General features: G+C 73.2%; 17 protein-coding genes. 9 read left to right on the top strand and 8 right to left on the bottom strand.

The window, feature by feature from the left end:
• Positions 1 to 117: 117 nt before the first annotated feature.
• Positions 118 to 1275: a Gfo/Idh/MocA family protein gene (locus tag ACIPFH_RS15540; RefSeq protein WP_401826909.1), complete on the bottom strand. Its 1158-nt coding sequence runs from the start codon at positions 1273 to 1275 to the stop codon at positions 118 to 120.
• Between the two features lie 129 nt (positions 1276 to 1404).
• Here ACIPFH_RS15540 and ACIPFH_RS15535 point away from each other — a divergent pair, with 129 nt between their 5' ends.
• Positions 1405 to 2457 (top strand): LacI family DNA-binding transcriptional regulator, encoded by a 1053-nt coding sequence (locus ACIPFH_RS15535; protein ID WP_401826707.1) that lies wholly within the window; start codon positions 1405 to 1407, stop codon positions 2455 to 2457.
• Here ACIPFH_RS15535 and ACIPFH_RS15530 read toward each other — a convergent pair.
• Positions 2447 to 2791, bottom strand: a complete 345-nt coding sequence (locus ACIPFH_RS15530) for a cupin domain-containing protein (protein ID WP_401826907.1) — start codon at positions 2789 to 2791, stop codon at positions 2447 to 2449. The genes ACIPFH_RS15535 and ACIPFH_RS15530 overlap by 11 nt on opposite strands.
• 191 nt (positions 2792 to 2982) lie before the next feature.
• Here ACIPFH_RS15530 and ACIPFH_RS15525 point away from each other — a divergent pair, with 191 nt between their 5' ends.
• From ACIPFH_RS15525 to lhgO, 8 genes are all read left to right on the top strand, one after another.
• On the top strand, positions 2983 to 3495 hold the full coding sequence (locus ACIPFH_RS15525) for a hypothetical protein (RefSeq protein ID WP_401826704.1): 513 nt from the start codon (positions 2983 to 2985) through the stop codon (positions 3493 to 3495).
• Between the two features lie 183 nt (positions 3496 to 3678).
• The gene (locus ACIPFH_RS15520) at positions 3679 to 4329 is read left to right on the top strand and encodes a GntR family transcriptional regulator (protein WP_356253491.1); all 651 of its coding nucleotides are present in this window, start codon (positions 3679 to 3681) and stop codon (positions 4327 to 4329) included.
• A 49-nt stretch (positions 4330 to 4378) separates the two neighbouring features.
• Positions 4379 to 5131 carry a PIG-L deacetylase family protein gene (locus tag ACIPFH_RS15515; RefSeq protein ID WP_401826701.1) on the top strand — a complete coding sequence of 251 codons (753 nt, stop codon included), beginning with the start codon at positions 4379 to 4381 and terminating at the stop codon, positions 5129 to 5131.
• A 67-nt stretch (positions 5132 to 5198) separates the two neighbouring features.
• Positions 5199 to 5903 carry a 4-carboxy-4-hydroxy-2-oxoadipate aldolase/oxaloacetate decarboxylase gene (locus ACIPFH_RS15510; RefSeq protein ID WP_401826698.1) on the top strand — a complete coding sequence of 235 codons (705 nt, stop codon included), beginning with the start codon at positions 5199 to 5201 and terminating at the stop codon, positions 5901 to 5903.
• Positions 5900 to 7012 (top strand): 4-oxalomesaconate tautomerase, encoded by a 1113-nt coding sequence (locus tag ACIPFH_RS15505; RefSeq protein ID WP_401826695.1) that lies wholly within the window; start codon positions 5900 to 5902, stop codon positions 7010 to 7012. Before ACIPFH_RS15510 ends, ACIPFH_RS15505 begins: the two co-directional genes overlap by 4 nt.
• Positions 7009 to 7959, top strand: a complete 951-nt coding sequence (locus tag ACIPFH_RS15500) for a VOC family protein (protein ID WP_359127197.1) — start codon at positions 7009 to 7011, stop codon at positions 7957 to 7959. The genes ACIPFH_RS15505 and ACIPFH_RS15500 overlap by 4 nt, the downstream gene beginning before the upstream one ends.
• Before the next feature lie 263 nt (positions 7960 to 8222).
• Complete coding sequence (locus ACIPFH_RS15495; RefSeq protein WP_401826691.1) at positions 8223 to 9551, top strand: MFS transporter; 1329 nt, start codon at positions 8223 to 8225, stop codon at positions 9549 to 9551.
• Between the two features lie 293 nt (positions 9552 to 9844).
• Entirely contained in the window at positions 9845 to 11056 is a 1212-nt protein-coding gene (gene lhgO, locus ACIPFH_RS15490; RefSeq protein WP_401826688.1) for an L-2-hydroxyglutarate oxidase, read from the top strand.
• Between the two features lie 71 nt (positions 11057 to 11127).
• On the opposite strand, the gene ACIPFH_RS15485 is transcribed toward lhgO, so the two are convergent.
• The 6 genes from ACIPFH_RS15485 to ACIPFH_RS15460 all read right to left on the bottom strand — a co-directional run bounded on the left by ACIPFH_RS15485 (position 11128) and on the right by ACIPFH_RS15460 (position 20020).
• Entirely contained in the window at positions 11128 to 12081 is a 954-nt protein-coding gene (locus tag ACIPFH_RS15485) for an alpha/beta hydrolase fold domain-containing protein (protein ID WP_401826686.1), read from the bottom strand.
• Positions 12082 to 12181: 100 nt separating this feature from the next.
• On the bottom strand, positions 12182 to 13252 hold the full coding sequence (locus tag ACIPFH_RS15480) for a class I SAM-dependent methyltransferase (protein ID WP_401826683.1): 1071 nt from the start codon (positions 13250 to 13252) through the stop codon (positions 12182 to 12184).
• Positions 13249 to 14424: a glycosyltransferase gene (locus tag ACIPFH_RS15475; RefSeq protein WP_401826681.1), complete on the bottom strand. Its 1176-nt coding sequence runs from the start codon at positions 14422 to 14424 to the stop codon at positions 13249 to 13251. Before ACIPFH_RS15475 ends, ACIPFH_RS15480 begins: the two co-directional genes overlap by 4 nt.
• The gene (locus ACIPFH_RS15470; RefSeq protein WP_401826678.1) at positions 14421 to 15236 is read right to left on the bottom strand and encodes an alpha/beta fold hydrolase; all 816 of its coding nucleotides are present in this window, start codon (positions 15234 to 15236) and stop codon (positions 14421 to 14423) included. Before ACIPFH_RS15470 ends, ACIPFH_RS15475 begins: the two co-directional genes overlap by 4 nt.
• Positions 15237 to 15239: 3 nt before the next feature.
• Entirely contained in the window at positions 15240 to 15578 is a 339-nt protein-coding gene (locus tag ACIPFH_RS15465) for an acyl carrier protein (RefSeq protein ID WP_401826675.1), read from the bottom strand.
• Complete coding sequence (locus ACIPFH_RS15460; RefSeq protein WP_401826904.1) at positions 15575 to 20020, bottom strand: beta-ketoacyl synthase N-terminal-like domain-containing protein; 4446 nt, start codon at positions 20018 to 20020, stop codon at positions 15575 to 15577. The genes ACIPFH_RS15465 and ACIPFH_RS15460 overlap by 4 nt, the downstream gene beginning before the upstream one ends.
• Between the last annotated feature and the right edge of the window lie 19 nt (positions 20021 to 20039).

Below are 20039 nucleotides of genomic sequence, written 5' to 3'. Positions count from 1 at the left end.
TCGGGGCCGGCGGCCGCGAGCTCGCGTTCGCGCCTGCCGACCCCTGAAGCCTGCCGTTCCCGGGGCGCGCGGTCCCTGGGCCTGGGAGCCGGATCGGGGGTGGTCCTACCGCCACCCCTACGGGTGTACGTCCACCCAGGAGCCGCTCCGCGCGGACCGGGCCATGGCCTCCAGCAGGGTCGCGCTGTGCACCGCGTCCGCGAGGGTCGCCCCGTAGGGGATGCCCTCGGCGACCGAGCGCAGGAAGCGGTGGGCCTCCACCACCTTGAGGTCGTCGTAGCCCATGGCGTTCGCCGCACCGGGCTGGAAGGCGCCGAACTCGCCGTCGCCGGGGCCGACGTAGACCGTGCTCACGGGCTGGTCCTGGTATGTGGTGCCGCGGCTGACGCCGAGTTCGTTCATCCTTCTGAAGTCCCAGAAGACGGCACCCTTGGTGCCGTGCACCTCGAAGCCGTAGTTGTTCTGCTCGCCCACGGAGACCCGGCAGGCCTCCAGCACGCCGCGGGCGCCGGAGGCGAAGCGCAGGAGACAGTTGACGTAGTCCTCGTTCTCGACCGGCCCGAGTTCGCCGCCGACGGCCAGGCTGTGGCCCGCCGTGGCTCCCGTCGGGCGGGCCCGCTCGGGGACGAAGACCGCCGTGTCGGCCGTCAGGGAGACGATGTCGCCGAGCAGGAAGCGGGCCAGGTCCACGCCGTGCGAGGCCAGGTCGCCCAGCACTCCGCTGCCGCCCCGCTCCCGCTCGTAGCGCCAGGTCAGGGCGCCGTCGGGATGGGCCGCGTAGTCGCTGAAGAGGCGGACGCGGACGTGGGTGACCGAGCCGAGTTCACCGGCGGCGATCAGGTCGCGGGCGGTCTCCACGGCGGGCGCGTTGCGGTAGTTGAAGCCGACCGTGCCCTGGACGCCGACCGCGGCCACCGCGTCCGCCACTGCCCGGGCGTCCTCCGGCGTGAGGCCCACCGGCTTCTCGATCCAGATGTGCTTGCCGGCCTCGGCCATCGCGACACCGATCTCGCGGTGCAGGAAGTTCGGCGCGGTGATGCTGACGGCACGCACGCGCGGGTCGGCGGCCACCTCGCGCCAGTCGCGCGTGAAGGAGGCGAAGCCGAACCGGTCCGCGGCCTCCTCGGCCCGCCCGGGCACCTCCTCCGCGACGGTCACGAGCTCCGGAATCAGGGCCAGTCGCGGGTAGTGATGCCGGACGCGGGCGTATGCCTGGGTGTGCACCCGGCCCATCCAGCCGAACCCGACGACGGCCACTCCCAGCGCATCCACCATCGCAGCCACCACAGCCCTTCCTTGGACCGCTCCATCTTCTGACCAGGCCACCCTGTGGGCCTTTTCCCCAGGCTGTCAAGGCCGTCCGGGCCCTTTGACAACCCCGGCGTCACATGGAACGGTCCAAGTATGAGACCCCCGACCATCCGTGACGTGGCCGACCGGGCCGGTGTGTCCAAGTCGCTGGTCTCCCTGGTGCTCCGCGGCTCCGACCAGGTGCGCGCCGAGAAGCGGGAGGCCGTCCTGCGGGCCGTGCGCGACCTGGGCTACCGGCCCAACGCGGCCGCGCGCAGCCTCGGCGAACGGCGCACCCTCCCGGAGGCTCCCACCCGCTCGGGCGGGGGGACCGGGACCCCCATGGTCGGCGTCCTGCTGCACGACCTGCGCAACCCCTGGTACGTCGACCTCCTGGACGGCCTCAACTCGCTGCTGCACGCGAGCGGTCTGCGCATGCTGCTCGCCGACGCCCGGCTGCACCGGCGCGTCGGCCAGGACCCGGCCGGGCCCTTCCTGGACCTGGGAGCGGACGGACTGGTCGTGGTCGGCACGCTGCCCGACCCGGCGGCGCTGGAGACCGTCGCCGCCCGGATGCCGGTCGTCGTCGCGGGGGCCCGCGAGCCGGTGCCGGCCGGGGTGGACCTGGTGGCGAACGACGACGAGCACGGCGCCCGCCTGGTCACCGAACATCTCGTGGGACTCGGCCACCGCCGCATCGCCCACCTCGCGGGTTACGGCGCCGTCGCCGATCTGCGCCGACGCGGCTTCGAGGCCACGATGCGGGCGGCGGGACCGGGCCACGAGGCGCTCGTCGAGGCCGGCGACCTGACCGAGGAGGGCGGCTACCGGGCCACGGTGCGGCTGCTCGCCCGCGCCGAGCGGCCCACGGCCGTGTTCGCCGTCAACGACATGACGGCGGTGGGGGTGCTGTCGGCGGCCGAGGAACTGGGCCTGCGGGTGCCGCGCGACCTGTCCGTGGTCGGCTACGACGACACCAGCATCTCCCGGCTGCGCCATGTGTGGCTCACTACCGTCGACGGCGCCGGCCACGAGGTCGGCCGCCGTGCGGCCCGCTGCCTGCTCGACCGGTTGGAACGGCCGGGCGGAGAGGGGAGGGTGCACCTGGCCGCGCCGACCCTGGAGGTCCGCGGGACGACGGCGCGCCCACCCGCGATCACAGGGTGATCGCGTACGCCTTCCGCAGCGTCTCGTGCACCGTCCAGGTGGTCCGGTCGCCCTCGCGCAGCACCGCCAGGTCGCCGGGGCCGACGGTCAGCGTGGGACCGCCCTCGACCTCGATGGTCGCCGACCCGCTGATCACCACGAACAGCTCGTCCGCCTCGATGTCGGTGACGACGCCCGGGGTGATCTGCCAGATCCCCCTGATCAGACGGCCGTCCGCCGACTCCCACACCACCTTGCCGGTCACCTCGGGGGCTCCGGCGACGATCTGCCGCGGATCGAGCGGCTCGGACTCGAGGTCGGCGTCGGGGATGTGGACGACGAAGCTGTGGGGCAGGGGGCTCGCGAGGCCGGCGGCGCTGTCGGGGCCGTCGGGGTCATGCCGGCTCGGGCTGTCGGTGCTCATGGGGGCGACCCTAGCGAGGCCGTACGTCCGTCGGGCGTGGACATTGTGTGGGCTGTCGGCCCAGGTGAAAGGACACTTCGTCACGACTGGCGGCCGGTGCGCGGCCGGGTGATCGTGGAGCCATGGCGGACGACACCGCGACGGCTCCCGCGCCGCACCGGCATGACACGCGCGAGGCCCTTCTCTTCGGCGGTGTCTACGGAGCGGTCCTGGCGAGCTCGATGGTCGCCGCGCTCAGCCAGTACGGGCACACCTCCCAGGACAGCCGCCGCTACGACGCCGCCTGGCTGCTGGTGACCGCGTTCGCCTCCGCGCTCGCGCACGGCTACGCCCACTACATCGCCGAGCGCTCCCCGCACCGCCGGGGGGACGCGCTGCGCACCCTCGCCGAGGAGTGGCCCCTCGTCGTGGCCGTCCTGCCCACCGTCCTGATCCTCGCGGGCGCCGGCTGGGGCTGGTGGCCGGCGAACGGGGTGGAGTACGCGGCGTTCGCCCTGAACATCGCCCTGCTGTTCGCCCTCGGCCTGGTCACGGCCCGCCGGTCGCGCCGCCCGTGGGCGGTCGCGGTGCTGATCGGGGCGGTCGACGCGTTGCTCGGCGTGATCGTGGTCGTGGCGAACGCGGTGATCAAGTAACCCGCGGTCCCCTGCCGCCGCAGACCCGCCCGCGCGACGCCTGCGCACCCGCGTGGGCCCTTGCCGTGCCACCCGGTGGGAACATGAGCACGACCACGCGGCAGCAATACGGCGGACAAAATTGTTGACAATCTTGTTTCGCTAGATTTAGGTTCGACAGGCACTCACCCAGGGAGGGCAACCATGCCGAACGAAGCCCGTCCGAGCACCGGGGAGCAGGCCAAACAGCATGCGCTCGCGCAGCTGCGGCAGGCGATCCTGCACGGCGAGATGGCACCGGCCCAGCGGCTGGTGGAGAACGAGCTCGCCGAGCAGTTCGGTGTGACGCGGGCCAGCATCCGCGCGGCACTCATCGATCTGGAGTCCCAGGGACTCGTCGAACGGATCCGCAACCGCGGCTCGCGGGTGCGGGTGGTGACCGTGGACGAAGCGGTCGCCATCACCGAGTGCCGCATGGTCCTCGAAGGACTGTGCGCGGCGAAGGCGGCCGTCGCGGCCAGCGACGACCAGCTGATCGAGCTGACCGGCCTCGGCACGGCCATGACCAAGGCGGTCGCCGACGGCGAGCCGGTCACCTACTCCGACCTGAACCACGAACTGCACGTCCGCATCCGGGAGTTCTCCGGACAGCAGACCGCGCAGGAGCTGCTGGAGCGGCTCAACGCCCAACTGGTGCGCCACCGCTTCCAGCTGGCGCTGAGGCCGGGCCGGCCGCAGCAATCCCTGAACGAGCACCTGACCATGATCGAAGCGATCCGGGCCAGGGACCCGCAGGCGGCCGAGACGGCCGTCCGCGCCCACCTCACCAGCGTGATCGAGGCGCTGCGCAACTGATCACGGCTGCGCGGGGCGGGCGCCCACCTGTCACCAAGGAGATCAGAGAATGACCCAGCCCAACGCGCCCGCCGGCCCTCCACGATCGACCCTCGTCGTCACCGCGCACGCCGGGGACTTCGTGTGGCGGGCGGGAGGCGCCATCGCCCTGGCCGCCTCCCGCGGGGAGAGGATCACCATCGCGTGCCTGACCTTCGGCGAGCGAGGTGAGTCCGCCAAGGCGTGGCGCGAAGGCAGGAAGCTCGACGAGATCAAGGCGATACGCCGGGACGAGGCCGAGCGCGCCGCCGCCACCCTCGGCGCCGAGGTCCGCTTCTTCGACGCCGGCGACTACCCGCTCGTGGCCACCGCCGAACTGACCGACCGGCTGGTCGCCGTCTACCGCGACACCCAGCCCGACGTGGTCCTGACCCATCCCACCGAGGACCCGTACAACGGCGACCATCCGGCCGCCAACCGGATGGCGCTGGAGGCGAGGGTCCTCGCCCAGGCCATCGGCTACCCGGGCGAGGGCGAGATCATCGGCGCGCCGCCCGTCTTCTACTTCGAGCCGCACCAGCCGGAGATGAGCGGCTTCAGGCCCGAGGTGCTGCTCGACATCACCGAGGTGTGGGAGACCAAGCGCAAGGCCATGGAGTGCCTCGGCGCCCAGCAGCACCTGTGGGACTACTACACCGACCTCGCCGTGCGCCGGGGCGTCCAGCTCAAGCGCAACGCGGGACCGAACCTGGGCCTGGCGCACAGGACCATGGCCGAGGCGTACATGCGCCCCTACCCGCAGATCGCGAAGGAGCTGGCGTGAGCGAGCCGACGTACAGCGGAGGCCGGAAGTCCGCGGAGCGAAGCGGAACCGCGCGGAAGGAGGACGTGTGAGCGGCGTGATCGTCACGAATCCACCGAAGGCGGAGCTGACGGACGTCGACGCGCTGGCCGGCTTCGGGGTGGCCACGGTCGGCGAGGCGATGGGCCGAACGGGTCTGCTGGGCCCGGCGATCCGCCCGATCCAGCAGGGCGTACGGGTGGCCGGCACCGCCGTGACCGTGCTCAGCTGGCCCGGCGACAACCTCATGATCCACGCGGCCGTCGAGCAGTGCGGCGAGGGCGACGTCCTCGTCGTCACCACCACCTCCCCGTCCACCGACGGCATGTTCGGCGAGCTGTTCGCGACCGCGCTCCGACAGCGCGGGGTACGCGGCCTGGTCACCAACGCCGGGATCCGGGACACGCAGGAGCTGCGGGACATGGACTTCCCCGCCTGGTCACGGGCCGTGTCCGCGCAGGGCACGGTCAAGGCCACCGGCGGCTCGGTCAACGTGCCCGTCGCGATCGACGGCCAGGTGATCCGCCCGGGCGACGTGATCCTCGCCGACGACGACGGTGTCGTGGTCGTCCCGCGCGAGCGGGCCCGGGCCACCGCGGAGGCGTCCGAGGCCCGCGAGGCCAAGGAGGCCCGCTCCCGTGCCGCCTTCCTCGACGGCGAACTCGGCCTGGACCGCTACGGGTTGAGGGAGACCCTGAAACGGCTCGGTGTCGAGTACAGGACGTACGAGGAGTACCTGGGGGAGTCGTCGTGACCCGCGATCCCGAGGAACTGCCCTGCCTGCTGATGCGGGGCGGCACCTCCAAGGGCGCCTACTTCCTCGCCGAGGACCTCCCCGCCGAACCGGCCCTGCGCGACGAGCTGTTGCTGCGGGTCATGGGCAGCCCGGACCCGAGCCAGATCGACGGCCTGGGCGGCGCGCACCCGCTCACCAGCAAGGTGGCCGTGGTCTCGCCGTCAACCGACGCACGCGCCGACGTCGACTACCTCTTCCTCCAAGTAGCCGTCGAACGGCCCGAAGTGAGCGACCGTCAGAACTGTGGCAACCTCCTCACCGGCGTCGGCCCGTTCGCCGTCGAGCGCGGACTCGTCGCCGCGGGGGAGGCGGAGACCACCGTACGTATCCGCATGGTCAACTCCGACGACTACGCGACGGCGACCTTCCCCACGCCGGGCGGTCGCGTGGACTACACCGGCGCGGCCGGGATCTCCGGGGTGCCGGGGACGGCCGCGCCCGTGGTGATCGAGTTCCCGCCGGGCGCCGGCGCGCTGCTGCCCACCGGGAACGTCCGGGACGAGATCGACGGTGTGGCGGTGACCTGCGTCGACAACGGGATGCCCACGGTGCTCATCGCGGCCGCCTCCCTCAAGGTCACCGGCTACGAGCCGCCCAGGGACCTGGAGGAGGACGTCGCGCTCGCCGACCGCCTCCGGACGATCCGCCTCGCGGCGGGCCGGCTGATGGGCCTCGGTGACGTCTCGGACGCCACCGTGCCCAAGCTCACGTTGCTCGCCGCGCCCCGGGACGGCGGCGCGGTCACCACCCGCACCTTCATTCCCGTGCGCTGCCACCCCTCGATCGGGGTCCTCGGCGCGGCAAGTGTCGCGGCCGGCCTGCGGATCGACGGCAGCGTCGGGGCGGAGCTGGCGAGGGTCGACGCCCGAAGCGACCGAATTCGCATAGAACACCCCACTGGATTCCTGGACATCGAAAGCAGCCTCGGGTCGACCCCCGACGGCCTGCCCTCCGCCCGCCGCACCGCCGTGGTGCGCACGGCCCGGAAGATCTTCGACGGCACCGTCTTCCCCAGGTCCGCCGAGACGGCCCCCCTGCCCGCACGCTCCCCTGGAGGTCAACGATGACTCCGCCGCTCGGCGACATCGCCCACATCGGCCACGCCCAGCTCTTCACCCCGGACCTGGACGCCAGTGTCGGCTTCTTCACCGACTATCTGGGGCTCACGGTCAACGGGCAGGACGGCGACACGGTCCAGCTGCGGACCTTCGACGACTACGAGCACCACAGCCTGGTGCTCACCGCCCGGGCGGAGCCCGGCCTCGGCCGGCTGGCCCTGCGCACCTCCAGCGAGGAGGCCCTTCAGCGCCGGGTCGCGGCGATCGAGGCGGCGGGCGGCACCGGCCACTGGACCGAGGACGAACCCGGCCTCGGCAAGCTGTACGTCACCACCGACCCGGACGGCCACGAGCACGCCCTGTACTGGGAGAGCGAGTACTACCGGGCGCCCGACGGGCTGAAGCCGGCGCTGAAGAACCAGCCGCAGGCCAAACCCAACCGGGGCGTGGGCGTACGGCGCCTGGACCACGTCAACTTCCTCGCCGCCGACGTGCTCGCCAACTCCGAGTTCCAGCAGAACCTGCTGGGCGCCCGCCCCACCGAACAGATCCGCCTCGACACGGGGAAGATCGCGGCGCGCTGGCTGACGTACACGAACAAGTCGTACGACGTCGTCTACACCTCGGACTGGACCGGCAGTTCCGGGCGGCTGCACCACATCGCCTTCGCGACCGACACCCGCGAGGACATCCTGCGGGCCGCCGACCTGGCCATCGACAGCCGGGTGTTCATCGAGACGGGCCCGCACAAGCACGCCATCCAGCAGACGTTCTTCCTGTACGTCTACGAGCCCGGCGGCAACCGGATCGAACTGTGCAACCCGCTCACGCGCCTGGTGCTGGCCCCCGACTGGCCGCTCGTCACGTGGACCGAGGAGGAGCGCAAGAAGGGGCAGGCCTGGGGCCTGAGGACGATCGAGTCGTTCCACACGCACGGCACACCGCCCGTGCGCTGAGCCTGTGCACCGAGCTCTTGCGCCGAGCCCGCCGAGCCTGTTCCGAGTGCGCGGAAGCGGGGACCTTCCGGGACCCTCCGGTGCACTTTCGGCGGCCCTCCACAGCCCCGACGGACTGTCGATGAGATTGTTGACAAAACTGTTGACTCTCCCGGGGCGGGGTCCTTAGCGTCTTGCGCACACCGGGCCAGCCGCACGAGCCGCGCCGGCCCTCTTCACTCGTCCCCTCCAGGGAACGCCTCCTGGACGAGAGGAAAACAACGATGTCCTCCTCCCCCGCGCTGTCCGCCCGTGGCAGCAGACTGGCCCTCCTGGTCGTCGGTCTGTGCTGGCTGGCCGTGCTCTTCGACGGCCTCGACATGTTCATCTACGGCTCGGTGCTGCCGCACCTGCTGGAGACGAAGACCTTCGGCCTCACCCCGGACACGGCCGGCGACCTCGGCAGCTACGCCACCTTCGGCATGCTGATCGGCGCGCTCACCGCGGGCACCGTCGCCGACCGCGTCGGGCGCAAGAACCTGATGGTCGGTTGCGTGATCCTCTTCTCGCTGGCCTCCGGCGTCTGCGCGACGGCGCGCGGCGTCGAGGTCTTCGGCCTCGGCCGGACCCTGGCGGGCGTCGGCCTCGGTGGCTTGCTGCCCACCGCGATCAGCATGGTCTCCGACTACGCCCCGCGCGGCCGCGGCGCCCTCGTCATCGGCCTGCTCATGACCGCCCACCACGCGGGCGGCATCCTCTCCGCCTACGTCGCCAAGTGGCTCATCGACCCGGTCGGCTGGCGCGCCGCGTTCTGGGTGTGCGTGCTCCCGCTGCTCTTCGCCCCGGTGCTCGCGAAGCTGCTTCCCGAGTCGCTGAGCTTCCTCGTCGCCAAGGGCCGCACCGACGAGGCCCGCGAGCTGGCCACCCGCTACGACGTCGAGCTGCCGGCCGCCAGGTCCGGCAAGCAGGGCGCGGCCGACCGCTGGAACGCGCTGAAGGACCTCTTCCGCGGCGGTGAGTGGACCCAGACCCTGCTGTACTGGCTGGCCTCCTTCGGTGGTCTCCTCCTCGTCTACGGCGTCGCCACCTGGCTGCCCACCCTGATGCGTGCCGAGGGCTACGAGCTCGGCTCGGCCCTGTCCTTCGTGGTCGTCTTCAACCTCGGCGGCATCGTGGGCATGCTGGTCGCCGGGCGCGCCGCCGACCGGTTCGGCGCCCCGCGCATCTCCGCGATCTGGTTCGCGCTGACCGCCGCAGGCGTGTTCCTGCTCAGCGTCCACATGCCGATGACCGTGACGATGGTCGTCGTCTTCTTCACCGGCGTCTTCCTCAACAGCGCCCAGACGATGATCTACGCGACCGTCTCCATCCGCTCCCAAGCGGACAACCGGGCCACCGCCGTCGGCTGGACCTCCGGCATGGGCCGCTTCGGCGCCGTCTTCGGCCCGTGGCTGGGCGGCCAACTGCTCGCCTCGAACCACGGCGACCGGGGCTTCACCGCGTTCGCCGTCGCCGGCCTGTCGTCCATGGTCTTCATCGGCGTCGCCGCGCTGCGCAGCTCCCGCCCGGCCGCCCCGCGCAACGCCGACCGGGAGTTGGCGGGCGCCCACTGAGCACTCGGGCGCACGGTCGGACGACGTCAGTTCGTCGTGTGGCCGATGGGGGCCTCCGGCGTCCAGTCGCACGTTGCGCTCCGAGGCGGGTGAGCTGCCGGGATCGGCGGTACCTTCACCTGGCACCGCACGGCTTCACCATCCGTGTGTCCTTCGGCGGGTTCCACGACTCCGGCACGGCCCGCAAGGAGCAGGGCGGGGAAGTCCTGCGTTTCTCCACGCGCGTCAGGACGGTCGCCGGGCACTTCGGCGGCTGACGATCAGGAGCAGCGAGACAGAGAGAGGAGGTGCCGATGGCTGACGAGACGATCGGCATCGTCGGCGGCGGCATCGTGGGTCTGGCCACGGCCCGCGAGATCGCCCTGAGCCGGCCCGGCACCCGGGTCGTGGTCTTCGAGAAGGAGCGGGAGGTCTCGCTCCACCAGACCGGCCACAACTCGGGCGTCGTACACGCCGGCATCTACTACACGCCCGGCAGCCTCAAGGCCGACCTGACGGTGCGGGGGGTGGCTCTGCTGCGAGCGTACTGCCAGGACCGCGAGCTGCCGTACCGCGAGATCGGCAAACTGGTCGTGGCGGTCCGCGAGGACGAGCTCGGCCGGATGAACGCCCTCTACGACCGGGCCAGGAACAACCATGTGCCCGACCTGCGGAAGGTCACCCGCGAGGAGATCCGGGAGATCGAGCCGAACGCCGGCGGCGTCGCCGCCCTGTACTCCCCGCGCACCGCGATCACCGACTACCCGGCGATCGCCCGGGCCTTCGCCGAGGACGTCGTCGGCTCGGGCGGAGAGGTGCGGACGGGCTTCGCGGTCACCGGCATCACCGAGGCGCCCGGCGCCGTCGAGGTGGCCTCGGCGCGGGAACAGGTGCGCGTGGACCGGCTGATCCTGTGCGCGGGCCTGCACTCCGACACCGTGGCCGGGCTCGCGCGGGACCGGCGGGACCCGCGGATCGTCCCGTTCCGGGGCGAGTACATGCTGCTCAGGCCGGAGCGGACGGACCTGGTGCGGGGCCTGATCTATCCGGTGCCGGACCCCCGCTACCCGTTCCTCGGCGTCCACTTCACGCCTCGCGTCGACGGCTCGGTGGAGGTCGGCCCCAACGCGGTCCTGGCCCTGGCCCGGGAGGGGTACACGCGCACCCGGATCTCCCCGAAGGACCTGCTGGGTCTCGCCGCCTACCCCGGCACCTGGAAGATGGCGGCCCGGCACTGGCGCACGGGCATCAGGGAGTACCGCGGATCCTTCTCGGCGTCGGCCTTCATGAGGGACGCCGGACTGTACGTCCCCGGCGTCGGCGTCCAGGACGTCGTACGCGGCGGAGCGGGCGTGCGCGCCCAGGCCCTGGACCGGGACGGCACCCTCCTGGACGACTTCCGCATCCACCGGGTGGGCCGGGTCACCGCCGTCCGCAACGCGCCCTCGCCGGCCGCCACGGCCTCCATGGCGATCGCCGAGCACATCGTCGAGGCCGCTTTCGGCCGAGCCTCGGACAATGGCTGAGGGAGCGGGCGCCCGCGTCCCTCCGACGGCCTCCGGGACACGGGGGCCGCGGCGTCCCGGTCGCCTTCGCCTCAAGAGGCTTGCTGCGTATCGGAGTTGGTGGCCTGCCTGATGTGACGTGCCATCAGGGCATAGGTCGTCCTGGCCTTTTCGTCGTCCTTGGTGTCGTAGCCGTGGTCGGCTCCGGTGACGTCGTGGTGCTCCACGAGGGCGCCGGCCGCGTCCAGCCGCTCGGCGTACCGCGTGGCCTCGTTCCTGAGCAGGTCGTACTCCGCGGTGATCACCAGCGCCGGGGCGATGCCCCTGAGGTCGGCGGTGTCCGAGGCGCCCGCGGGCGACACGAGCGGGTGGGCACGCTCGCGGGGATCCGGCACATAGGACGAGTCGAAGATGTCGCCGAGCCATGGCCGCAGCAGCGGCCTGGCGACGGCGGCCTTCTTGTCCTTGGCGCTCGTGGACAGGTCCAGCGGGGGGTAGTGCAGCACCTGGAGCGCGATCGACGGGCCGCCCTGCTCCAGGGCCTGGCGGGCCACGGCCGCGGCGAGCCCGCCGCCCGCGCTCTGGCCGCCCACGCTCAGACGCCTGCCGTCCCAGCCGTGCTCCGCGCCGTGTTCGGCGACCCAGCGGACGACTTCGTGGGCCTGGGTGGCCGCGGCGGGGAACGGGTGCTGCGGGGCGACGACGTACCTCACGTTGATCACGACCACCCCCGCCTGCGCCGCGAGGATGCGGCAGAGGCCGTCGTCCACCTCGGGCATCGACATGACGTACCCGCCGCCGTGGAAGTTGACGTGCACGGGCGGACGCGTCGCCGTCCCGGCCGGGGGCGCGTACACCGTGACCGCAGCCGGGGCGACGGAGGTCGGTACCGTCAACTCCTGTACGTCTCGCGGGTATTCGGGGAAGCGCGCCTGCCAGGAGGCGGCGGACCCGGCGCCGCTCGTCCGACGGCTCGCCAGCCGGGTGAGGCCCTGCATCGTCTTGGCCGCGAGGGCGGCCACCGCCGGTCTGGCCAGGATGGACATGCGGGTTCCGTTCGTCGAGCCGTACCGTCGATCGCCAGGATTCCTGATGAAGAGAACGGGGCGAAGCTAGCACGGCGCGACCCGCGGGCGCACTCGTCCGTCAGTCCCGCCTGGCCACGATCCGGTACGCGTTGGACACCCCCAGCCGGTGCGACAGCGGACGCACCGCGAACCGGTCGAGCAGGGTGCCCACGATCAGCGCCGGGATCCCGGCGACCAGCAGCGCCCCGCGCAGCGTGCGGCGCAGCGCGTTCGGCGGCTCGGGCAGCCACGGCGCGTCCTCGCGGGGCGCCGCGTGGTCCAGCGCCAGCCATACGGCGGCCAGCAGGTCGACCGGGTCGTGCGGTTCGGCGTGCTGCTCCGCCACCACCGTGAAGCCCAGGTCCGCGAGCCGTTCCCGCAGGTTGGCCACCGGTACGAAGTGCAGGTGCTGCGGCTGGAGCCAGGGCAGCCACCAGCGGCCCAGGAGCCGCGCGTAGCGGCTCTCGGGATCCGGCACCTCGATGAGGAGATGGCCACCGGGCCGTACCGTCTCGTGCGCGGCGCGCAGTTCGCGGTCCGGGTCGGTGCTGTGCTCCAGATAGTGGAACATGCTCACCACGTCGTAGCGGGCCGCGAGTTCGGGCGCGAGGTCCGGGAATCCGCCCCGGTAGCCGTGCTCCACCCGGCCTTCCCGCTCGGCGAGTTCGACGCCGTCGGTGAAGTCGAGTCCGTCGAACGTCGTCCCGGGCAGCACCTCCCGGGCGGCGGCGCAGAAGTGACCGTGCCCGGTGCCGACGTCCAGCCAGGTCTTCGGCCCGGGGTCGTGCGGCAGCATCGACTCGGCCCGCCCCCGGTACATCTTCGTACGGCCCCCGAAGGTGTCCCCGAGCTTCTTCTCGCCCAGCCCGTCATAGAAGTCCCGGTAGTAGAACTCCAGGCCCTCGGCGCTCAGCCGCGGGTTCTGGAAGGTGTGCCCGCAGCCCCCGCAGCGGTCCAGGACGAAGCGGCCCGGCTTGTGCTGGAGCAGATCGGAGGTGCGCAGCCGGGTGGTCAGCGTTGCCGAGCCGCACCACGGGCAGGTGGTGCGCCGGGGCTCGAAGAAGCGGGCCGGGCCGGCCGCGATGTCCGCCCGGTAGGCGGGACGCAGCTCGGCGATCCGCTCGGCGGTGGGCTTGGTCTCTTCGCTCATGTGAACTCCCTGGCCAGTTCCTCGAGATGGGTCGCGGCGGCGGCGGGACCGCCCGCGGCGCGGAACGCCGTACGGATCCGGTCGGCCGCGGCGCGGTGTCCGGGTTCGTCCAGGGCGGAGTCGATCGCGGCGCCCAGCTGCCGCGCGGTGACCCGGCTGAACCGCACCCGCACCCCGGCCCCCGCGTCCGCGACCTGCCCGGCCACGACCGGCTGGTCGTCGCGGATCGGCGCCACGACGAGAGGAACGCCGTGCCACAGGGCCTCGCACACGGTGTTGTGCCCGGCATGGCAGACCACCGCGCCGGCTCCCCTCTCCAGCTTCTCCAGCAGGGCGAGTTGAGGCACGTGCGGCAGAACCAGTACGTCCTTGTCTTCACTCCGGGTCTCCAGCGTGCCGCCCGGATCGACGATCACGCCCTGCACCCGGTCGGCCCGCTCCCGCAGCGCGCTCCGGCACACGTCGAGGAACCGCCCGCCGACGTCGGTGTTGGCGGTGCCGAGCGTGACCAGCACGGTGGCGCGGCCGCCGTCGAGCCACTCCCAGGGGAATCCGGCGACGGAGGGGCGGGCCGTGATCGAAGGGCCGACCCAGCGGACACCCCGGTGCGTGTCACCCGCCAACTCCGGTGTGCTGAAGGCCAGGACGAGATGCGGCGAGAAGCGGGGGTCGGCGCAGCCCGCCGGAGCCCCGATCGAGGCCCGCAGGCCGGCCAGCCGCCGGTCCAGCCACTCCCCGACCTTGGGCAGCCCGGCGAGGGGATCCGTGAACTCGGCCGAGGTGGTCGCCGAGGTGGCCCATGGCAGACCCAGCCGCTCCGCGACCAGCGCGCCGGCGAAGGCCTGCTGGTCGGCGACGACGACGTCCGGCCGGAACGCCTCGACGGCCGCCCGCACACCCGGCGCCATCGCCTCCGCGAGCGGCAGCAGGTACCACTCCCACAGGAACTTCAGCGCCTCGGGACCCCGCAGGTCGGCGGGCCGCTCGCCCCGCGGTGCCCCGCCGCAGGCGAAGACCGCTCCGGCCCCGGGACCCGCCAGCCGGACCACCAGCTCCGGATCGGCGCAGGCCCACGCCACCCGGTGCCCCCGCGCGGTGAGTTCGGCGGCGACGCCGACGGCCGGGTTGAGGTGACCGACCAACGGCGGTACGACGAACAGGAACCGGCTCACCCGGCCGCCTCCGCCGCCACCCGCCCGGCCCCGTCGACGAGCGAGAGTATGTGCCCGCCGACCGTCCCCGAGGCTTCCACCAGGACCGAGTGCTCGTGCCCCGGGATCACCACGGTCCGGCAGTCCGGCAGCACCGCCCGCAGCCAGGGCGCGAGTTCGGCGAGATCCGAGTCGGCGCCGTACAGACCGAGCACGGGGCAGCGCACCGCCGATATCTGCTCGTCCGTCAGGACCCGGCTGGCCGGGATGTCCCGTCCGAGGGTGGTCTCCCGGGCCAGCCGGGCCGCGCCCCTGGCCAGCCGGGCGGTGTTGTGGCTGCGGTTGGCGGTGATCCAGGCGATGGCGTCGGACTCGTTGTGGGCGAGCTGGTTCACGACCCGGTCCAGGATCCCGCCGAGCTTCACCGCCCAGGCCGCGGTGGCCGGTTCGGACTCGATCAGGCTGACGCTCGCCGCCCGCCCGGGGTGACGGGCCGCGTAGCCGAACGCGATGGTGCCTCCGTAGGAGTTGCCGACCAGGTGCACGGGGCCGGTCACCGCCAGCCGGTCCAGCAGCGCGGCCAGGTCGTCGACGTTGTCGTCCAGCGTGTAGCCCCGGGCGGGCCGCTCGCTGCGACCGTGGCCGCGCAGGTCGTACATGACGACGTCGAGGCCCGCGGCCGCGAACGCCGGGGCGACGGTGAAGTAGTAGCTGGCCAGGCTGTCCGTGAGCAGACCGTGCACCAGCACCACGGTGGTGGTGGCCGGCCGCCCCTGCCGGGGGCCGAGCCGCTGTACGTGCAACCGGACCGCGCCGGTGTCGACCATCGCCATGGCTCAGCTCGCCTCCGCCGCCTTCAGACTCGTCACGACGTACTCGACGAGCCGTCCGACGGTCAGCTCGATGATCTCGTCGAACTCCATGCCGGCCAGGAACTCGGCGAAGTTGATCCGGTCGCCGTACCGCTCCTGGAGCAGACCGGCCAGGGTGACCAGGTCGATGCTCTCCAGCTCCAGGTCCCGGTTGAAGGTGGTCTGCATGTCGACCTCGAAGTCGTCGAGGCCGTACTCGTCCTGAAGGAGCCGCGCGAGCATGCCGGTGAGATCGGCCAGGACGGACTTCTCGTCGGCGCCGACCGGGGCGGTGGCGGGGGTGCGGGGGGTGGGGGGTGTCATCGGGCGTCGTACTCCTCTGCGGTCGGGTGTCCCGTCGTCCAGGCCACTACGTACGAACGGTCCGGCAGCCGGGGCGGGTTGGCGGCCGGTGCGCAGTGCACGGGGTAGGCGCGTTCCAGGCGGCCCGTGACGGTCAGCCGGTCGCCGGCCGGGGTCGCGTCGAGCACCGTGAAGTCCCTCGGCCTGCCGCCGAAGCCGGTGCCCTCCGCCTTGGCGACGGCCTCCTTCGCCGCCCAGAAGCGGGCGAACCACAGGGCCTCGGAGCCACCGGTCCCGGCCGACAGGCGGCGCAGCAGCCGTAGTTCGGCCTCGGTGAGGGCGGCGGCGAGGGTCTGCGGGGTGCGGTCGGTGACCTCCTCGATGTCGATCCCCGGGCCGGGGCCCGGGGTGTGCGGCCGGACGATCGCCACGCCCGCCTCCGCGCAGTGCGCCAGCGAGACGTCCAGCGGGGGCAGGACGCGGCCGTGCACGCCCGTGACGTAGGGCCGGCCCGCCTCGTCGTTGCACACCCGCAGCTCCGCCGGGAAGACCGGGCCCTCGCCCTGGTCCCATAGCCACCGCCGTACCGCGTCCTTGACCGCGATCCGGCCCAGCAGCCACTGCCTGCGTCCGCGCGGCGCGTGCTCCGCGTACCGCGAACGCTCCACGCCGCCCAGGGAGTTGCGCATGATCAGCTCGCGGGACGCCAGGTCCGGCCACCGCTCGTGCAGCAGCTGCCAGCCGCCGGGCCGGGTCTCGGAAAGGGTGTGATGTTCCGGGAAACGTTCGACGGGCCGGGTCTTCGGGTCGTTGTCGAAGCGGCGGTCCTGCCAGCCGTACAGCTCCGCCCACACCCCGCCCCCGGCCGTCAGCTGCACGTCGGCCTCCAGGAACGCGTCGGTGAGCGCGGTGATCCGCACCAGGCACCGCACCTCGCTCCCCGGCGCCGGATGCGGCCCGTAGAAGCGCATCTCCCGCATCCCGACCGGGAACACGACGGTCCGCTCCGTACGGGTCGCCATGATCCAGTAGCCCAGGATCTGGCCGACGTTGTCCAGCAGCGCGCCGGGTGCGGGCGGGGTGGTGATCACTCCGCGTACGTGGCGGTCGCCGATCGCGGTGAGTTCGGTGACACCCTGGAACGCCGGGCCGTGGAACATCCAGCGTTCGTCGTAGAGCTGGGCGCCGGTGTGGTCCGGGACGCGCTCGGCGCCGGGGTCCACGGTCCACGGGGAGGGGGGCGGGAAGGCGTGGGCGGCGGCCGTCTCGACCGTCGCGCGGGCCCGGGGCCCGAAGGAGACGGCGAGCCGGTCCGGGCCTTCGGGCGTCACGGTCACCGGCACGTCGGCGGCGGGCGTGGCGGTGAGCCACTCCTCGAACCGCGCCCCGTGCACGGCGACCGGCACTCTGCCGGGGGCGGCCTGCTGCGCGGCGTCCACGATGTGCTGCACGATCGTCGTCGCCGGGACGACCGGCCACCGGTCGGCGACCTCGGGCCAGCCGGGCCGCTGGGGGAAGAAGCAGTGGTCCAGCAGGTAGGGCATGGTGTCGGGGGAGACGTGGACGCTGGTCTGCCACGGGCCGACCCGCGCCGCGGCCTCGGGAGCCGTGGCCCTCGCGGTCATCAGGGCGGCCGCCGTGTCCGCCGTCTCGCGGAGCAGGGCGGACAGTTCGGCGGCCATCGGCGAATCCCCGACGAGGGCGTCCAACGGCGACGGACCGACGGACCCGGCCGCCCGGGCGGGGGAGCGCACCTCGGCACGCAGTTCGGCGAGCCGCCGCGGCGCGAGGGACACCAGGGCGCCGCCCAGATCCAGCCGCACCGGCGGTCGTCGCGTCCGCGCCGCCGCGACGGGGGCCGGTGACGGTGCCACCGCCGCCCCCGCCGTCCACAGCGCGGTCGCCACCCGGCGGAGCTGGGCGAGGCCGGTGCGGTGGGGCGAGTTGGCGGCGACGACCAGGTGGTCCCGGCCGCCCAGGGTGTCCGCGACGAGGGAGCCGAGCTGACCCGGGCCGACCTGGACGAACACCCGGTGCCCGGCCGCGTACAGCGCCTCGGTCAACTGCCGGAAGCGGACGGGTTCCAGCAGATGGCGGACGAACAGGGACCGTATGCCCGCCTCGTCCTCGGGGAAGGGCGCGGCGGTCGTCCCCGACCAGACCGGGGTGTGCGGCGGATGCAGCCGGAAACCGTCGGCGGCCTCCCTGATCGGGCCGAGATGCGGTTCCAGCATGGGCGTGTGGAAGCCCGACCGGAACGGCAGCACCTGGCTGAGCACTCCGCGCGCGCGGAAGGTCCGCACGAACTCCTCCACCGCCGGTTCCGGGCCGCACACCATCGACTGGCCGGGCGCGTTGTCGTGGGAGAGCACCAGGCCCGCCGCGGTCCCGCCCTCGTCGCGCAGGGCGGCCAGCACGCGTTCGGCGGACGCGCCGATCGCACCGAAGGCCAGCCCGGGAACCGACACCGAGTCCGGGTCGAAGTTCGCCATGAACGCGTCGACCTCGTCCCCGGCGTACAGTCCGGCCGTCGCCATCGCCGTCCACTCGCCCACGCTGTGCCCGGCGACCGCGTCCGGCACGATGCCGCTGCGGCGCAGCGCGGCGTCGAGGAGCCGGCTGACGGCGACGACGCTGAAACCGTGGCGGCCCACGTCTTTGGTCCGGTCCCCGGCGACGGAAGGCGCGGGCAGACCGAAGTGGGCGGCCACGTCGTCGACCTGCGGGGTGAAGTCGCCCTCCAGACCGGGGAACAGGAAGGCCGACCCGCCCCGGTCGGCGCCCAGCAGGGGGCTCGGCCGGAACCAGACGTCACTGCGGCCGTGCCAGGCACGCTGCCCGGCGACCGTGCGGCGGGCCAGAGCGAGCCGCCTCGCGGTCGGGTCGACGATGCCGAGGCGGGCCGGTCCCGCGTCCGGGTGCGGCCGGGAGGGGGCGAGCCCGGCGGCCCGTACGGTGTCGTCGTCGGCGTCCAGGAGCGCGGCGAGAGTCGCGGGGGAGTCGGCGGCGAGCAGCAGGACGCGCTCGGGTTCGGAGACCGACAGGACCGGACGGGACGGCACCGTGGCGCGTGATCCGTGTGCCCCCGGGGCCTCCTCCAGCACCACGTGCGCGTTGATCCCGCCGAACCCGAACGCGTTGACGGCGGCCCGGCGCACCGGCTGCCGTGCGGTGGTCTCCCAGTCGGCAGCCTTCTCCAGGGTGCGGAACCGGGTGCGGGCCAGGGCGGGGTGCGGGTCGTCGCAGTGCAGCGTCGGGAGCAGCGTGCCGTGGTGGACGGCGAGCGCGGCCTTGACCAGGCCTGCGACCCCGGCGGCGGGCATGGTGTGGCCGATCATCGACTTGACCGACCCCAGTACGGCCTCGGCCTCGCCGTCGCCGGGTCCGAACACCTCGGCGAGAGTGGCCAGTTCGGCTCCGTCGCCCGCCGGGGTCGCGGTGCCGTGCGCCTCCAGCAGGCCCAGGGAGCCGGGCTCGGCCGGGTCCAGCCCGGCGGCCCGCCACGCCTGCCGCACGGCCTGCGCCTGACCGCCCGGGTCGGGGTTGACCAGCCCGGCCGCCCGGCCGTCGCTGGCCACCCCCGTGCCCCGGATCACGGCGTAGACCCGGTCGCCGTCCCGTTCGGCGTCGGCCAGCCGTTTGAGGACGACCACGCCCGTCCCCTCACCGATCAGGATGCCGTCGGCTTCCCGGTGGAAGGGGCGGATGCGCTGGCTGGGGGAGAGGGCGCGGAGCTGGGAGAAGACGCTCCACAGCGTGATGTCGTGGCAGTGGTGGACGCCTCCCGCGAGCATCAGGTCGCAGCGGCCGGAGGCGAGTGCGCCCACCGCCTGGTCCACGGCGACCAGCGAGGACGCGCAGGCCGCGTCCACGGTGTACGCGGGACCGCGCAGGTCGAGCCGGTTGGCGATCCGGGAGGCGGCGAGATTGGGCACCAGTCCGATCGCCGACTCGGGACTGTCCGGGCCGAGCCGCTCGGTGAACGCCGCCCGCACCCGCCCGAGTTGGTCGGACGTCAGGTCGGGCAGCAACTCCCCGAGTGTGCGGACGAGTTGGCCGGCCGTCCGGACCCGCTGGTCGAGCCGGACCAGACCGGGGGTCAGGTAGCCGCCCCGGCCGAGGACGACGCCGACCCGCCCCCGGTCGGGGAGCCGGTCCGGGCCGCCCGCGTCGTCGAGCGCGGCCGAGGCCACATGCAGCGCGATCAGCTGGTCCGGCTCGGTCCCGGCCACCGAGTGGGGCGTGATCCCGAACCGGGTGACCTCCACCTCCGCCAGCCCGTCCACGAACCCGCCCCGCCGCGCGTACACCCGGTCCGCGACGGCCGGGTCGGACGCCGTGCCGGGACGGTAGTACGAGGCGTCCCAGCGCCCCTCCGGCACGTCGCCGATCGCGTCCACGCCGTCCCGCAGGTTGCGCCAGTACGCGTCCAGGTCCGCGGCGCCCGGCAGCAGCACCGCCATGCCGACGATGGCGACCGGC

Source organism: Streptomyces sp. NPDC088157 (assembly GCF_044741545.1).
GTDB lineage: Bacteria > Actinomycetota > Actinomycetes > Streptomycetales > Streptomycetaceae > Streptomyces.
The sequence above is the reverse complement of the archived record's forward strand: the minus strand, read 5'-3'. Positions and strand labels throughout refer to the sequence as shown.

What these genes read in the sequence shown, in the direction of transcription:
- ACIPFH_RS15540 (WP_401826909.1), bottom strand. Translation starts at nt 1,275, where the DNA reads ATGGTGGATGCGCTGGGAGTGGCCGTCGTCGGGTTCGGCTGGATGGGC.
- ACIPFH_RS15535 (WP_401826707.1), top strand. Translation starts at nt 1,405, where the DNA reads ATGAGACCCCCGACCATCCGTGACGTGGCCGACCGGGCCGGTGTGTCC.
- ACIPFH_RS15525 (WP_401826704.1), top strand. Translation starts at nt 2,983, where the DNA reads ATGGCGGACGACACCGCGACGGCTCCCGCGCCGCACCGGCATGACACG.
- ACIPFH_RS15520 (WP_356253491.1), top strand. Translation starts at nt 3,679, where the DNA reads ATGCCGAACGAAGCCCGTCCGAGCACCGGGGAGCAGGCCAAACAGCAT.
- ACIPFH_RS15515 (WP_401826701.1), top strand. Translation starts at nt 4,379, where the DNA reads ATGACCCAGCCCAACGCGCCCGCCGGCCCTCCACGATCGACCCTCGTC.
- ACIPFH_RS15500 (WP_359127197.1), top strand. Translation starts at nt 7,009, where the DNA reads ATGACTCCGCCGCTCGGCGACATCGCCCACATCGGCCACGCCCAGCTC.
- ACIPFH_RS15495 (WP_401826691.1), top strand. Translation starts at nt 8,223, where the DNA reads ATGTCCTCCTCCCCCGCGCTGTCCGCCCGTGGCAGCAGACTGGCCCTC.
- lhgO (WP_401826688.1), top strand. Translation starts at nt 9,845, where the DNA reads ATGGCTGACGAGACGATCGGCATCGTCGGCGGCGGCATCGTGGGTCTG.
- ACIPFH_RS15485 (WP_401826686.1), bottom strand. Translation starts at nt 12,081, where the DNA reads ATGTCCATCCTGGCCAGACCGGCGGTGGCCGCCCTCGCGGCCAAGACG.
- ACIPFH_RS15480 (WP_401826683.1), bottom strand. Translation starts at nt 13,252, where the DNA reads ATGAGCGAAGAGACCAAGCCCACCGCCGAGCGGATCGCCGAGCTGCGT.
- ACIPFH_RS15470 (WP_401826678.1), bottom strand. Translation starts at nt 15,236, where the DNA reads ATGGCGATGGTCGACACCGGCGCGGTCCGGTTGCACGTACAGCGGCTC.
- ACIPFH_RS15465 (WP_401826675.1), bottom strand. Translation starts at nt 15,578, where the DNA reads ATGACACCCCCCACCCCCCGCACCCCCGCCACCGCCCCGGTCGGCGCC.
- ACIPFH_RS15460 (WP_401826904.1), bottom strand. Translation starts at nt 20,020, where the DNA reads ATGGCGGTGCTGCTGCCGGGCGCCGCGGACCTGGACGCGTACTGGCGC.